The 12,965-nt window shown below is 64.4% G+C and carries 12 protein-coding genes and 1 pseudogene; 6 read left to right on the forward strand and 7 right to left on the reverse strand.

What is annotated here, in order from left to right:
* Entirely contained in the window at positions 1 to 1,116 is a 1,116-nt protein-coding gene (galT, locus tag AC1MCD_RS18585; RefSeq protein ID WP_498674104.1) for a galactose-1-phosphate uridylyltransferase, read from the forward strand.
* Between the two features lie 204 nt (positions 1,117 to 1,320).
* Here galT and AC1MCD_RS18590 read toward each other — a convergent pair whose 3' ends face one another.
* On the reverse strand, positions 1,321 to 1,488 hold the full coding sequence (locus AC1MCD_RS18590) for a hypothetical protein (protein WP_498674105.1): 168 nt from the start codon (positions 1,486 to 1,488) through the stop codon (positions 1,321 to 1,323).
* A 103-nt stretch (positions 1,489 to 1,591) separates the two neighbouring features.
* On the opposite strand from AC1MCD_RS18590, the gene AC1MCD_RS18595 reads away from it, so the two are divergent.
* Entirely contained in the window at positions 1,592 to 2,623 is a 1,032-nt protein-coding gene (locus AC1MCD_RS18595; protein WP_498674106.1) for a DUF808 domain-containing protein, read from the forward strand.
* 6 nt (positions 2,624 to 2,629) lie between these two features.
* Here AC1MCD_RS18595 and AC1MCD_RS18600 read toward each other — a convergent pair whose 3' ends face one another.
* Positions 2,630 to 3,619 carry an LLM class flavin-dependent oxidoreductase gene (locus AC1MCD_RS18600; protein WP_498674107.1) on the reverse strand — a complete coding sequence of 330 codons (990 nt, stop codon included), beginning with the start codon at positions 3,617 to 3,619 and terminating at the stop codon, positions 2,630 to 2,632.
* 141 nt (positions 3,620 to 3,760) lie between these two features.
* Here AC1MCD_RS18600 and AC1MCD_RS18605 point away from each other — a divergent pair, with 141 nt between their 5' ends.
* Positions 3,761 to 4,645, forward strand: a complete 885-nt coding sequence (locus AC1MCD_RS18605; protein WP_498674108.1) for an aldo/keto reductase — start codon at positions 3,761 to 3,763, stop codon at positions 4,643 to 4,645.
* A gap of 59 nt (positions 4,646 to 4,704) precedes the next feature.
* Positions 4,705 to 5,406 (forward strand): type 1 glutamine amidotransferase domain-containing protein, encoded by a 702-nt coding sequence (locus AC1MCD_RS18610; RefSeq protein WP_498674109.1) that lies wholly within the window; start codon positions 4,705 to 4,707, stop codon positions 5,404 to 5,406.
* 247 nt (positions 5,407 to 5,653) lie between these two features.
* On the opposite strand, the gene AC1MCD_RS18615 is transcribed toward AC1MCD_RS18610, so the two are convergent.
* Positions 5,654 to 6,823 (reverse strand): glycosyl hydrolase, encoded by a 1,170-nt coding sequence (locus AC1MCD_RS18615; protein WP_498678424.1) that lies wholly within the window; start codon positions 6,821 to 6,823, stop codon positions 5,654 to 5,656.
* Between the two features lie 575 nt (positions 6,824 to 7,398).
* Here AC1MCD_RS18615 and AC1MCD_RS18620 point away from each other — a divergent pair.
* Complete coding sequence (locus AC1MCD_RS18620) at positions 7,399 to 7,581, forward strand: hypothetical protein (protein ID WP_498674111.1); 183 nt, start codon at positions 7,399 to 7,401, stop codon at positions 7,579 to 7,581.
* A 151-nt stretch (positions 7,582 to 7,732) separates the two neighbouring features.
* Positions 7,733 to 8,298 (forward strand): annotated as a pseudogene (locus tag AC1MCD_RS18625) (recombinase family protein).
* Between the two features lie 42 nt (positions 8,299 to 8,340).
* Here AC1MCD_RS18625 and AC1MCD_RS18630 read toward each other — a convergent pair.
* The 4 genes from AC1MCD_RS18630 to AC1MCD_RS18645 all read right to left on the reverse strand — a co-directional run bounded on the left by AC1MCD_RS18630 (position 8,341) and on the right by AC1MCD_RS18645 (position 12,624).
* Positions 8,341 to 9,573: a saccharopine dehydrogenase family protein gene (locus tag AC1MCD_RS18630; protein ID WP_498674114.1), complete on the reverse strand. Its 1,233-nt coding sequence runs from the start codon at positions 9,571 to 9,573 to the stop codon at positions 8,341 to 8,343.
* A gap of 460 nt (positions 9,574 to 10,033) precedes the next feature.
* A complete protein-coding gene (locus AC1MCD_RS18635) occupies positions 10,034 to 10,597 on the reverse strand; it encodes a plasmid pRiA4b ORF-3 family protein (protein ID WP_498674117.1) in 564 nt (187 codons plus the stop codon).
* A 195-nt stretch (positions 10,598 to 10,792) separates the two neighbouring features.
* Positions 10,793 to 11,362: a DapH/DapD/GlmU-related protein gene (locus AC1MCD_RS18640; protein WP_498674121.1), complete on the reverse strand. Its 570-nt coding sequence runs from the start codon at positions 11,360 to 11,362 to the stop codon at positions 10,793 to 10,795.
* Positions 11,363 to 11,727: 365 nt separating this feature from the next.
* Complete coding sequence (locus tag AC1MCD_RS18645; RefSeq protein ID WP_498674122.1) at positions 11,728 to 12,624, reverse strand: dihydrodipicolinate synthase family protein; 897 nt, start codon at positions 12,622 to 12,624, stop codon at positions 11,728 to 11,730.
* Positions 12,625 to 12,965 lie beyond the last annotated feature (341 nt).

Consider the following 12,965-nt stretch of genomic DNA (forward strand, 5'->3'; position numbering starts at 1 on the left):
ATGGACCAGATCACCAAGCGTGCCTACAAGCTCGCCGACGGACGGGACCTCATCTACTTCGACGACGCCGGCACGACTCTCGGGCCGGAACGCGGACCGGACCTCCGCGAGCCGGCCGTCCGGCCGCCCACCGCCACCATGCGCCAGGATGTCCTGACCGGCGAGTGGATCTCGATCGCGGCCGCCCGGCAGAACCGGGTGGTCCTTCCGCCCTCGCATCTGGACCCGCTGGCCCCGGCGTCGCCGGACAACCCCTCGGAAATCCCCAGCCTCTATGACGTTGCCGTCTTCGAAAACAAGTCCCCATCGTTTGGTCCCGGGCTGTCCGGCCCCGAAGCGCCGGAGGGCCTCGATGATCTGGCCCGGATCGGCCTCGGACGCAGCCGGCAGTCAGTGGGCCGCTGCGAAGTGGTGTGCTTCTCGCCCGAACACACCGGTTCCCTCGCCGGCGTATCGCTGTCCCGGATGCGGACGGTGGTGGAGGCCTGGGCCGACCGGACGGAGGCACTGTCCGCGCTGCCCGGCGTCGAGCAGGTCTTTCCCTTCGAGAACCGCGGCGAGGCGATCGGCGTGACGCTGCACCACCCGCACGGCCAGATCTACGCCTACCCGTACATCACCCCCCGCACCGCCCAGCTGATCCGCACGATCGGGGAGTACGGCGGCACCCTCTTCGAGGACATCCTCAGCTTCGAGCAGAAATCCGGGCGGGTCCTGCTCAGGGGCGAGCACTGGACGGCGTTCGTCCCGTTCGCCGCGCGCTGGCCGCTGGAAGTGCACATGCTCCCCCACCGGCACGTCCCGGACCTGGCCGCGACCACGGATGAGGAACGTGACGAGTTCTCCCGGCTGTACGGCCGGCTCCTGCGCGGCGTTGATGCCCTCTACTCGACGCCGACCCCCTACATCTCCGCGTGGCATCAGGCCCCCGTCAACGCCCACCGGGACGATGTCCGGCTGATGCTGCAGCTGACATCTCCCCGGCGGGAAGAGAACAAGCTCAAGTACCTGGCCGGGTCCGAAGCGGCGATGGGGGCGTTCATCGCCGACATCCCTCCCGAGACCGCCGCGGCCCGGCTTCGGGCCGCCATCGGCAACGTAGAGGCGGTCGCCTAGCCGCGACGATGTTGCGGTGGCATCAAGTTGCGATTGCATGAGGTCCGACGGCGGGGCCACCCTTCCGCCGCTGGCCTCGCTTCGCGCCGTATCACGCAGAGCAGCCTTTTGGGCCCGACAGCGGGGCCGCCCGCGTCATCCCGCGGCAGGCCGCCGTCGTCCTTTCCAAGAACGTGCCCTACGTGACGGCGAGCATGGCCGGGCTCATGGCGGCGGGAACACCACGTTGGGCACGATCCCGGAGATTTCGTCCTCGGTTTCGGGCGCCAGCGGCGGTTTGTCGCTGCGGGCGATGACCTTGCCGGGTCTGAGTTGTGAGGGGCCGCGCCTCGTCTTGGCACCGTGGTCCACTCCGGTGCCATTCGCCGGCATTTTCGACAAGCTGCCCGGGCCCATATACTCCGAGCATGCATTTCACACGCCTCGACCGAGGCTTCAATGCCCAGCCGTCCGCATTCGAGCACGGGGGCGGGCTGTGAGCGGCGGTCTTGTCGCCCTGCTGGACGACATCGCAGCCCTGGCCCGCATAGCGGCCGCCTCGGTGGACGACGTCGCTGCCGGAGCCGCAAAGGCCGGGGCCAAGGCTGCCGGCGTGGTGATCGACGACGCCGCCGTTACCCCGCAGTACGTGTCCGGGGCTGACCCGTCCCGCGAACTGCCCATGATCAAAAGGATCTTCTGGGGCTCGCTGCGAAACAAGCTGCTGATCATCCTGCCGGCGCTGCTACTCATCAGCGCCTTCATCCCGGGGGCCATCCCGTTCATCCTCATGGCGGGCGGCACCTACCTCTGCTACGAGGGCGCCGAGAAGGTCTGGCACAAGCTCCGCGGCCACCACGAGGCCGAAGAAGACGCGCCGGCCGTCGACCGGGGGCCTGAGGCCGAGGCCAAGGTCACCAAGGGCGCCATCACCACCGACTTCATCCTGTCCTGCGAGATCATGGTCATCTCGATGAACGAAGTGGCCCACGAATCCCTGTGGGTCCGGGCCTTCATCCTGGTCATCGTAGCGCTGGTGATCACGGCGCTCGTTTATGGCGCCGTCGCCCTCATCGTCAAGATGGACGACATCGGCCTGCACCTGGCAGCCAAGGACTCCGCAGGCTCCCAGCGAACCGGCGAACTGCTCGTCAGGGGCATGCCAGCGGTGCTGACCGCGATCACCCTGGTCGGGACGATCGCCATGCTGTGGGTTGGCGGCCACATCATGCTGCAGGGAGCACACGACCTCGGCTGGCACGCCCCGTACGACCTGGTCCATGCCATCGAGTCCCCTGTCGCCGGGATCGCGGCTGTGGGCGGCGCGCTGGCCTGGCTCGTCAACACCCTGTGCTCGGCCGTCCTGGGGCTTGCCTGGGGTCTCCTGGTCATGGCTATCGTGGGCCCGCTGCTCAAAGCACTGCCGTTCGGCAAAAAGAAGACCGGCCACGACGAGGGCGATGTTCATGCCGCAGCCGCGGGGCACCGGCCGACGTCGCCTAAGGTCGATCCCCCCGTACAGCCCTAGCCGCGACTAGACCCGGGCCAGCCCGGCAACCTCGGCGAGCAGCTCGACGGAGCGGATGCGGGCCTCGGTGCCGCTGTTCTGGTGCGCCACGATCAGTTCGTCGGCGTCGGAGTGCTTGGCGAACCCGTCAAGGTAGTCGATCACCGCGTCCGGGGTGCCGATGGCCGAGTACTTCACCATCTGCGAAACATGCTGGCCCTGCGGGGAGTCCAGGATCATGTCCGCTTCGTCGTCGGTGAACTCGCGTCCGCCGCCGAAGAAGAGTCCGACGCGCGCGCGCAGCGTGGCCCGGAACGCTTCCTGCGCCTCGGCAGCAGAGTCGGCGGCGATCACGTTCACGCCGGCGATGACGTGCGGTGCGTCGAGCTGGGCTGACGGCTTGAATTCGCGGCGGTAGAGCGCCACGGCATCCTGCAGTGCGTTGGGGGCGAAGTGCGAGGCGAACGCATACGGCAGCCCCAGCTGGGCGGCAAGCCGCGCGCCGAACAGCGACGAACCCAGGATGTAGAGCGGCACGTTGGCGCCCTTGCCGGGGGTGGCCTCGACGCCCTGGATGCGGGTGGGGCCGGTGAGGTAGCCCTGCAGCTCCAGGACGTCCTGCGGGAAGCTGTCGGCGGACATCGGGTCCCGGCGCAGCGCGCGCAGGGTGTTCTGGTCGCTGCCGGGGGCGCGGCCCAGGCCAAGATCGATCCGGCCCGGGTGCAGCGTCTCAAGGGTGCCGAACTGCTCGGCGATGGTCAGCGGCGAGTGGTTGGGCAGCATGATTCCGCCGGCCCCGAGCCTGATGGTGCTGGTGTGAGCGGCCACGTGGGCGATCAGCACACTGGTGGCGGAGGAAGCGATGGAGGACATGTTGTGGTGCTCGGCGTACCAGATCCGCCGGTATCCGAGCTCCTCCGCCCGCTGCGCCATCGCCACGCTCCCGGCGAAACTTTCCGCCGCCGTCTGGCCTTTGCCAATGGTTGCCAGGTCAAGGATGGAGAGGGGAAGCGTCACGTCGGTGCCGGCCTTTCAAATGCGTTGCGTAGGAGTGGGCGCGCCGGGTTACGGCGGGCACACTCTCGACAACGACGGCGGCGCGCGGGTTATTTCATCCGGTGACGGAATACTCAGCATGCTGACGGAGTTGCCGCCCCTATGAGCCTAGACACGAACCAGACGGAACTGTCCGCAACCATCGACCTCAAGGACCTCGGAACCGTGCACCGCCTCGGCTTTGGTGCCATGCGCATCGTAGGCGACGGCGTGTGGGGTGAACCCGCAGACCGCCAGGCTGCCCTCGCAGTGGTGCGCCGCGCCGTCGAACTCGGCGTGGACTTCATTGACACCGCCGATTCATACGGACCCAACATCAGCGAAGAGATCATCGCCGAGGCCCTGCACCCCTACGCAGGGGGCCTGAAGATCGCCACGAAGGTGGGCTTCACCCGGACCGGCCCCAACAAATGGATCCCGGTGGGCCGGCCGGAATACCTGCGCCAGCAGACCGAACTGAGCCTGCGGAAGCTGAAGGTGGACACCCTGGACCTGCTCCAACTGCACCGGATCGATCCGAAGGTAGACGCAGACGAGCAGTTCGGAGTGCTCCGCGAACTGCAGGATGAAGGCAAGGTCAGGGCAGTGGGCCTGTCCCAGGTGGGTGTGGCCGAACTCGAAGCGGCCGGAAAACACTTCACCGTCTCCACAGTCCAGAACCGCTACAACCTGACGGACCGCAGCTCGGAGGATGTGCTCGAGTACGCGGAGGCGAACGGCATCGGTTTCATCCCGTGGGCCCCCATCTCGGCCGGCGAACTCGCGCAGCCCGGCGGCCCGCTGGATGAAGCGGCCAAGCGGCTCGGTGCCACCACCTCGCAGGTGGCACTCGCCTGGCTGCTCCGCCGCTCCCCCGTGATGATGCCGATCCCAGGCACCGGATCGGTGAAGCACCTTGAAGAAAACGTGGCTGCAGCTCAGGTCCGGATCGACGACGCAACCTACGCTGAGCTTGACGCGGCTTCCAAGGCATCGGCCGAAGCCTGAGCGCTGCATATCCCGCAATCTACCCGCCGGAGAAGTCCGGCACTGAGAGGAGCCACAACGTGGCAATCATTTTGATGGTCGTTTCGGCCGCTGACTCGCTGACCATGAAGGACGGCAGCGAACATCCCACCGGCTACTGGGCGGAGGAACTCGTTGTCTCGCACCGGGTGTTGCGGGATGCCGGACACACGGTCCACATCGCCACACCGGGCGGGGTGAAGCCCACCGTGGACCAGGTCAGCCTGGCACCTGAGTCCGCAGGCGGCCAGGAACGAGCGGACGGTTTCCGTGAGTACCTGGCCAACATCGACGCCGAACTCTCGGCACCGCTGGTGCTGGCCGACGTCGACATTAATGCCTACGAGGCCGTGGTGATGCCCGGCGGTCACGGCCCGATGGCCGATCTGTACAAGGACGCCGACCTTGGCCGCCTGCTTGTTGCTGCCGACAGTGCCGGAAAGGTTATTGCGCCCTTCTGCCACGGTCCCGCAGGCTTGCTCAGCGCAAGGCTCGACGACGGCTCCTTCGCTTTTGCGGGCCGCCGCCTCACCGTTTTCACCAACGAAGAGGAACTGAACGGGGGCACCGGGGAGAACACCCCGTGGCTGGTCGAGGATGCGCTCAAGGCCAAGGGCGCCGTCATTGAGAATGCGGCTGCGTGGAGTTCCAACGTGGTGCGCGACCGCAACCTCATCACAGGCCAGAATCCGCAGTCCAGCGAGGACGTGGCGAAGGAAGTGGTGAAGGCGCTGGCCGGCTAAGGCCCGTCGCAAAACGCTCCAAGGCACGGAGGAGCCCGGCCATGCGGCCGGGCTCCTCCGTCTTCCCTTTACTAGCTAAACCGCGCAGCCGCCCAGCGCGATGCTGCCGTCAATAGCCTTGATCTGACTCTGGACTGAACCAAGCTTGTCCTGAAGACCGCTGACTACCTCTTTCTGGGCCGCGACGGCGCTGCTGGCCCGGCCCGGAATCACAGCCGGGCCAGCCGCGGATGGCCCGAATGGGCGATTAGGACGTGCGTCGGGCCTGCAGGGCGTTCTTGAACGCTGTGGCGGAGGTGGTGCTGCTGTTGATCCTCCAGTCCGTTTCCTTTTGCATGTGGAACCACACGAACCCGATCACATCGGGCTGGGCGGCAAGGTAGGACACCAGCGCGGTGTTCCAGGCAGCCTTGTCACCTCCGGCTTCACTCGAAGCCGTCTCAGCAATGAGGATCGGTACCCCGGGGGCAAGGGACCGAAGCTGGGCGATGCCCGGCGCGAAGAGGTCCTGCGGGGAGATCCAGCCGCTCCAGGAGGCGGAGGTTCCCCAGTTGTACCCATCCAGGGCCACGACGTCCACGTACCCTGCCCCGGGATACAACCCGGCCAGGTCGGTGGACCCATAGTAAGGAACGTTGGGGCTCCACACCCACGAAACATTGCTGGCCCCTTGTGCCGCGACAAGGTCGTGAACGTGCCGCCAGGCCTGGACATAGTCCCCGGGCTGGTTGCCGTTGACGCTTTCAGCCCACGGATACCAGTCGCCATTCATCTCGTGGGCAAACCGCAGCTGGACGGGGTAACCCCAAGAGGCCAGCGCCTGACCCCACTGAATGATGTGCGCATCGAAATCGCCGGCGGTGATCCTGTTCAGGCTGTAGGCCGGTTGGTTTACTCCCCCTCCCCACAGCCACGGCTCCCAGGTGACCAGCGGCACGGCGCCGCGTGCGCGGACGGCGTTCATCTCGGTGATGGGTGCGGGCTGCGCGAAGTCCTCATAGAACAACACACTGGACGGCGCTTCACCGGCGAGAACAGAGACCTCATCGAGCTCGCTGCCGGCCAGTGGCCCACCGGCGGTGGCTACGCCGAACCGGAGCCTGGCTGTACTGATCGACGGCACCGTCGGGGCCGGCACCGTCACCGTGAACACGGCCGAGGCCTGGACGGAGGACGTCTTGGCAGTCACCGTGACCTTGCCGGTGGCCGCCGTCGGGATCGTGGCCGAGGCGCTGAACGCACCGGCCGACGTCGTCTTCAACGGGAAGGTAACAGATCCTATGATCACGGTTCCGGTCGTGGAAGCTTTGAAGCCGCTGCCGGTCACCGTGATGGAGGATCCCGCAGGTCCCGTGGCGGGACTCAGGGAAATCTGGGCCGCCGCCGCCTGCGCGGCCGCGGGTTGAACCACAGTCATGGCCAGAGCCAGGCCCAGTCCAGCGGCAACGACCGCGAGGTGCGTCTTTATGGATTTGAGCAAGGCTATCGATCCCCAGAATCGTCGTGGCAGCTAAGTTCGCTGCCGGCCAGGTGCACCGGGCGGCACAAGCACGATCGTAGAGGCCATGAGCTGAAACTGATCACCCCTTGATCGAATCCTGCGGAAAAACTGTGCCGGGGAATGGGGCGCCGCCTTCTAGAGACACGGGGGGCATCCATGCGGCCTGTGATCAACGACTGGGCCACCGGAAGGAATATAAGTGACCCAACTTAATGGCCCTGAACAACTCCTCATAAATCCCACGGACCTTGCAAGGTTGCGCGCTGAGCTCGACGACGATGAGGCAATCGAAGTGCCCGTCGACCGTCGAACGTGCTGAGCGTCCTATTAAAAGCGTGGTCCTGTCCACAACGGCGGGTGGCTGAGTACATCCTGAGGTGTATGCTCCACTCAAAGCAGCAAGAACTACTTCACTCCACCAGCGGTTACCTGCGGGTACTTCGCATGCACGATAGCGTTTCTGGTCTATGGGTCATGGGAGGGTGGAACGCTTGGAGTTGAACGTTTACATCTCCAGTGCCACCGACGGGCTTTTCACGGTCAAGGCAGTGCAGATGCCGGAACTGACTGCCGAGGCGCGGGCGTTGGAAGATATCCCGCACGCGGTCCGCTCCGCAGCCGCTGCCATAGTCGGCCAATCGCCCGAACACTTCCACGTCGTCATGGACTTCTGAGGTTTCCGCCGCGCCGACGCACGCATCACGCTTTTGCCCTGGGATGTCATAGTGAGGCACACCCAAACCTGACGGACCGGGGCGGCATGCCTTGACTTGCTTCTGACAGGGGCCTCGAACTCAACCTGACAGGATTAGCTTGGAGGCACCGGTGACTGAACAGCGGATCGGGTACGTGCGTATGAGCACACTTGAACAGAACGAGAAATGCCAGCTCGAAGGCCAGCTTATGGACCGGTCTTCACCGACAAGGCCTCCGGTCGGGACACCGCCCGCCCGCAGCTCACCGAACTGCTGCAGTTCGCCCGCGACGGCGACACTGTCGTCGTGCACAGCATGGACCGGCTCGCCCGGAACCTGGATGACCTGCGTGCTCTGGTCCAGGGACTGACACGCAAAGGCGTGCGGGTGGAGTTTGTCAAAGAGAGTCTGGTCTTCACCGGCGAGGACTCCCCCATGGCCAACCTCATGCTCTCCGTTATGGGCGCCTTCGCCGAATTCGAACGCTCCCTTATCAGGGAACGCCAAAGAGAAGGCATTGCCTTGGCCAAACAGCGCGGCGCCTACAAAGGGCGGAAAAAGTTCCTCACGCCGGAACGAGCGGCTGAACTGGTCCAGCGGGCCGGCGACGGTGTCCCGAAAGCCGTCCTTGCCCGCGACTACGGGATCAGCAGGGAAACGGTCTACCAGTACCTGCGCCAGGCCAAGGTGGAGTGAGCCACGCTCCCCTGCCTGCGCCGTTGAGTGCAGGACCTGGGTTCAGGCGAGTTTGGTTACTTGGTAAGTGTGGCCGGCCGTGCGGAGTCGTTGTATAAGCACGTTGCCGAGTGCAGTTGCCGGTGTCAGGGATCCTTTGGCGGTCGGCAGCCGGTCGCCGTCGAGGGCAAGAGCGAGTGCAGTCTCGCCTGCCATCACGGCGGTGGCGGCATAGCCGGGATCACCGGGGCCGGCAGCAATCGCCTGGTATCGGTGCCCGTTCTCGGTGCGGGCGGTTACCTGGGAGTGGAACCAGCCCGCGCGCTGTGCGCTGGTGCTCGGACCCGTACCTGGTGCCGGAAGACAGCGGTCGAGCACCCGCCGGGTGGGCGGGAACGCCATCGCTGCCGTGAATGCCCGGAGCCCGAGTGCCGCTGCCCTGGCGATGACTGCTCCTGCCGGTCCGGGGGTCACCCCCATCACCTCTCCGTACTGAAGGGAGCGGCCGTAGGCCCAGCCCTGCAATGCGTTGCTTCGGCGCACTATGCGAGTGTTGAACGGGGCCATGATGAATGGTGCGGTCCAGGTGCCGTCATCGGAACGGCGCACGGGACCGGCGTCAGGAGGTTGTTGTGTCGTCGGCTCCCGTGTGCGGTCGGGGCTCAGAGCGTAGGGGTCCGCGGCTAATGACCGCAGGGCGGTGCTCGATCGCATCGCGTCGAGCTGCCCGCGCATCGATTCGAGCGTGCCTCCGCTGATGCCAGCCTTGGCCGTAGCAACGAGTTGGACCTCGACCAGACCGCCAGCGTCATCGGCTTCTGCGGCCTGATGGAGCAGCAGTACCGCGAGGTCGGACGGCACGGAGTCGTAACCGCAGGAGTGCACGATCCTGGCCCCGCTAGTCTTGGCCAGAGCGTCGTAGCGATCAATGGCCTCCCGGATGAATAACACCTCACCCGCGAGGTCGGCGTAGTGGGTACCGGCCCGTGCGCAGGCGTCGACGACGGGTAGTCCGTGTTTCGCGTATGGACCGACGGTTGTGAAGAGCACGCGCGTGTTCGCGGCCAGGGGGGCGATCGAGTCCGCGTCCTCCGAGTCGGCTTCGATAAGGGTCCATCCGTGCGCCGCGACCGGTAACTGCGACCGAACCGCTTCGAGTGTGGACCTCGACCGGCCAGCGAGCCCGACTCGCGTACCGGCCGGTGCTTGCTCAGCGACGTAGCCGGCGATCAGGCCGCCAACGAAACCCGTCGCTCCGTAGAGAACGAGGTCATGTTCCCGAGATGAGTTTTCCATAACTGCAGCCTTTCACAGCGGCAACTCCACGCTGATACACGGCCCCTTGTTCTGGTCCGCGGAACAACCGGAACTATCTACTTTCGAACGAGGAGTCCGCTCCGCCCGCCTACAGCCGGGGACAATTCTCGTAGGTTATCCACCGCTACTGCTGCCAGGGAGCTACTCCAACGGCTCCCATTTCCTGCCTTGGATAACCCGAATTGACCCCAGCCATGGACCGCTCACCGTCACCCTAATGGGCAGGAAGCAAAAGCTTATCCGGACATGGTCAGGCTGACAGAAGGTCCAATATCGGCCCTTTAAAACAAGCGGGGGAGTGCCTCCAAAAGGGGCTGTTTCATTCCATCATTCGTTGGCGTATTCTCCCCCGGACTCCGGGGTCAGAACCGCTCAGCCAGCGCCCGGTTCACAGCGCGAATGTCCAGGAAGGCAGGATCAAAAGGTTCATCGGAGCCGGTTATGTCGGCCACCCATGCGGAATGTTCGGCATGGTCAGGAAGGGACGGGTCGACCACAGCATCCATAATCTCCTCCTAACCGGGGGAACCTCCCGAGTCTTCCAGCGGGCCGCGCCGGGCGCCGTAATCAACCGGGCCGGCGGACTGTTTTCGTCCGCGGGCCGGCGTGAAACCGGCTCGAGCCGGTGCAGCCAGCTGTCATCGAAGTCGTACTCGTAGAACGCTCCGCCCGATCCCAGCGCGAGCAGCTGACCCAGGGAGCAATCCTCCTCGGGCCTGTCGCCCGGTTCTTCACACTCCTGCCCTGGAAGCCACTGCAGGACCCCGGGAATATCGCCGTCGACCGGCCGCAGCGGTGCGAACGGGTCGCATGCAACAAAGCTGTGCAGGTGCGCGTCTTCCCAGGCAAAGGCTGCCTGGAGGACCTGATGGACCTGGCTCAAAGCCACGGAGCCCCGGAACTCGATTCGACGCCAAATCTCAGGCTCGCTGTCGACCAGCTCCACCTGAACCTCCAGGACCGAGTCCTGTCCAACCCCGGTCCCGGCTTCAAATTTGTCCATGCCAGCCATTTTCACAGGCCTGCGGACGTCTTTGGTATCTGGGTGGCGGTTCTCCGTCATCGACCACCGCAGGCGTTCAGTTAACTCGACACAACGATGAATGCCGCTCCGGTCGCAGCCTCAAGGATTCGACGTGGATAAAACCTGGGAGTTCTCGTGATGCTCCTGCCCAGGCGCTGGTGATACCAGCACGGGTCAGTTGGTCAGTGAGCGCACTACGCGTGCAGGCGAGCCTACAACAATGGACTTTGCCGGTACGTCCTTCGTGACCACGGACGCAGCCGCCACGACTGCATCATCACCAATTGTCACACCCGGCAAAATTGTGGCATTCGATCCGATCCACACATTGCGGCCGATGACGACAGGGGCAGGATGCATGTCCGCGCGACGGCTCGGCGCCAGGTCATGGTTTAGCGTGGCAATCACCGTGTTATGACCGATCAGGCAGTCATCCCCGATGACCACCCCGCCCTGGTCCTGAAACTTGCACCCGGAATTGATGAAGACGCGCTCACCGAGGGTGATGTTCTTCCCAAAGTCGGAGTAGAAGGGCGGGAAAACCGTCACGGATTCCTCAACTGGCTTGCCCGTCAGCTGAGCTAACAGCTCCCGCACCCGAGCAGGCTCCTGATATCCATCGTTGAGTTCGCCCGTGATCCGCAGGGCATCCTGGCTGACCCGGTGCATGACCGCATGCAACGGCGAGTCCCCGCTGATGGTGTGTCCGGCATTCAGCGCCCTAAGGAGATCGTCCAGTTCCATAGTGTCCTTTCTATCAAAGCTCTGACGCGGTCTGCGCAAAACCAGGGCCTTCAGTCAAACGAGCCGGTTCAGCGCGCGGGGCAATGGTGTTCCGAAAGCCGTCCTTGCCCGTGATTACGGGATCAGCCGGCAGACTGCCTACCAGTACCTGCGCCACGCCAAGCCGGCGTGCAACCCTCCCCTGCCTTCGCGGTTGTTTACTGCTCAGGTGGGAACGCGATTGCTTGACGGAAGGCCGGATATCGGCGTTCAGGGCACGGGAGTAGAAGTGGTTGCGAAAACTCCTGTTTCCTGAAGAATTTAGCGTGTTCGCAGGTAAGAAAGAGTTTTGCTTTCCTTGTGAACTACGGAGGCCGGAGCCGATATTACCAGTGGAGGCCGAGCGCATCGATGACCTCGGCAACACGGTGTCGCTGGTCCTTGGTCAATCCCTGGATCGGCAGCGGCAGGCAGGCATTGGGTGCCAACATCATGTGTTCGGCGATGGCCGCAACCACACGAATACTCCCACCGAACTCGGCGAACAGCTTCCATAGTGGTGCAAGGCGCTCGGATTCGCTCACCGCGTCCGAAAACCTGCGTTCCTGCGCCGCCCGCGTGATCCCCATGGCCAGGGCGGGCAGGGTGCCGCCGATGACCGAGTACCAAGCATCGCAGCCCGCTGCCAGGCCGGCGGCGGCATGGGCGTCTCCGGAGACTCCGATGGTCACGTATTGGGGAACAACCGCCCGGATTTCTTCGACCCGGTCCCGAGCCTGCTGCGGGTCAGTTGGAACCCCTGGGATTTTGATGGAGGCGATGCCGGGCAGTTCGGCAATGCGTTCATAAAGGCCGGTGCTGAAAGTGAAGTGCGTGGTGCCAGGATTGTCATAGACGACGATGGGCAGTGACGACCGGACAGCGACTGTCCGAAAAAGTTCAAAGACATCATCATCAGTGAGGGGCTGGTACGTCATCGGCGCCAGCAGCAGCGCCGACGCTCCCGCCTGCTCGGCGTTCTCCGCGTTCGTCAGGACCTGCGAGGTCCGGAGTGCCCCGATGCCAATTATCACTGGAGTGCCGCCGGCATGCTGCACAGCCAGACGCGCAACTCGGCTTCGCTCATCACTGCTCAGGTACGCGTAGGAACCGGTGGAACCGAGGGCCGTGATGGAGTCGACCTTGGCCTCGCTAAGCCTTTCTACCAACCGGATAAACGAGGCCTCGTTGACCGTATCGTGTGCCAGCGGGGTTAGGGGAAAAGCGCTCAAGCCAGTGAACATCGCTCTAACTCCTTTATTGGATTTCGAAATGAACCCTGTATGGGGCGCGGGATGGAACATAGGGCTCGTTATCGGGGCGGTGACGGTCGTCCGAGAGGGAAGCCTGGGTAAGTGTTGTTTAGGAGCCAAGGCTAGTGCCAATGGTCACCTGCAGAACATCCACAAGGAGCTTCCTTGGCTTCACTATGTAGACATGCGCCGGGTATCGGCAGAACGCCTGCAAGGGCGCCCAGCCAATACAAGTTCATCTCTGACCCCATAACCACAGCATGCCCGCAATCCGAACAGACGGAGAGTTTCGGCACCTGCCTGTTGCCTATTAGGGACGCAATTTTCACCCT

It is taken from the genome of Arthrobacter sp. BF1 (assembly GCF_056680215.1).

Coding starts and splice junctions, on each gene's coding strand:
- galT (WP_498674104.1), top strand. CDS start 1: ATGGACCAGATCACCAAGCGTGCCTACAAGCTCGCCGACGGACGGGAC.
- AC1MCD_RS18590 (WP_498674105.1), bottom strand. CDS start 1,488: ATGCCGGCGAATGGCACCGGAGTGGACCACGGTGCCAAGACGAGGCGC.
- AC1MCD_RS18605 (WP_498674108.1), top strand. CDS start 3,761: ATGAGCCTAGACACGAACCAGACGGAACTGTCCGCAACCATCGACCTC.
- AC1MCD_RS18615 (WP_498678424.1), bottom strand. CDS start 6,823: ATGACTGTGGTTCAACCCGCGGCCGCGCAGGCGGCGGCGGCCCAGATT.
- AC1MCD_RS18630 (WP_498674114.1), bottom strand. CDS start 9,573: ATGGAAAACTCATCTCGGGAACATGACCTCGTTCTCTACGGAGCGACG.
- AC1MCD_RS18635 (WP_498674117.1), bottom strand. CDS start 10,597: ATGGACAAATTTGAAGCCGGGACCGGGGTTGGACAGGACTCGGTCCTG.
- AC1MCD_RS18640 (WP_498674121.1), bottom strand. CDS start 11,362: ATGGAACTGGACGATCTCCTTAGGGCGCTGAATGCCGGACACACCATC.
- AC1MCD_RS18645 (WP_498674122.1), bottom strand. CDS start 12,624: ATGTTCACTGGCTTGAGCGCTTTTCCCCTAACCCCGCTGGCACACGAT.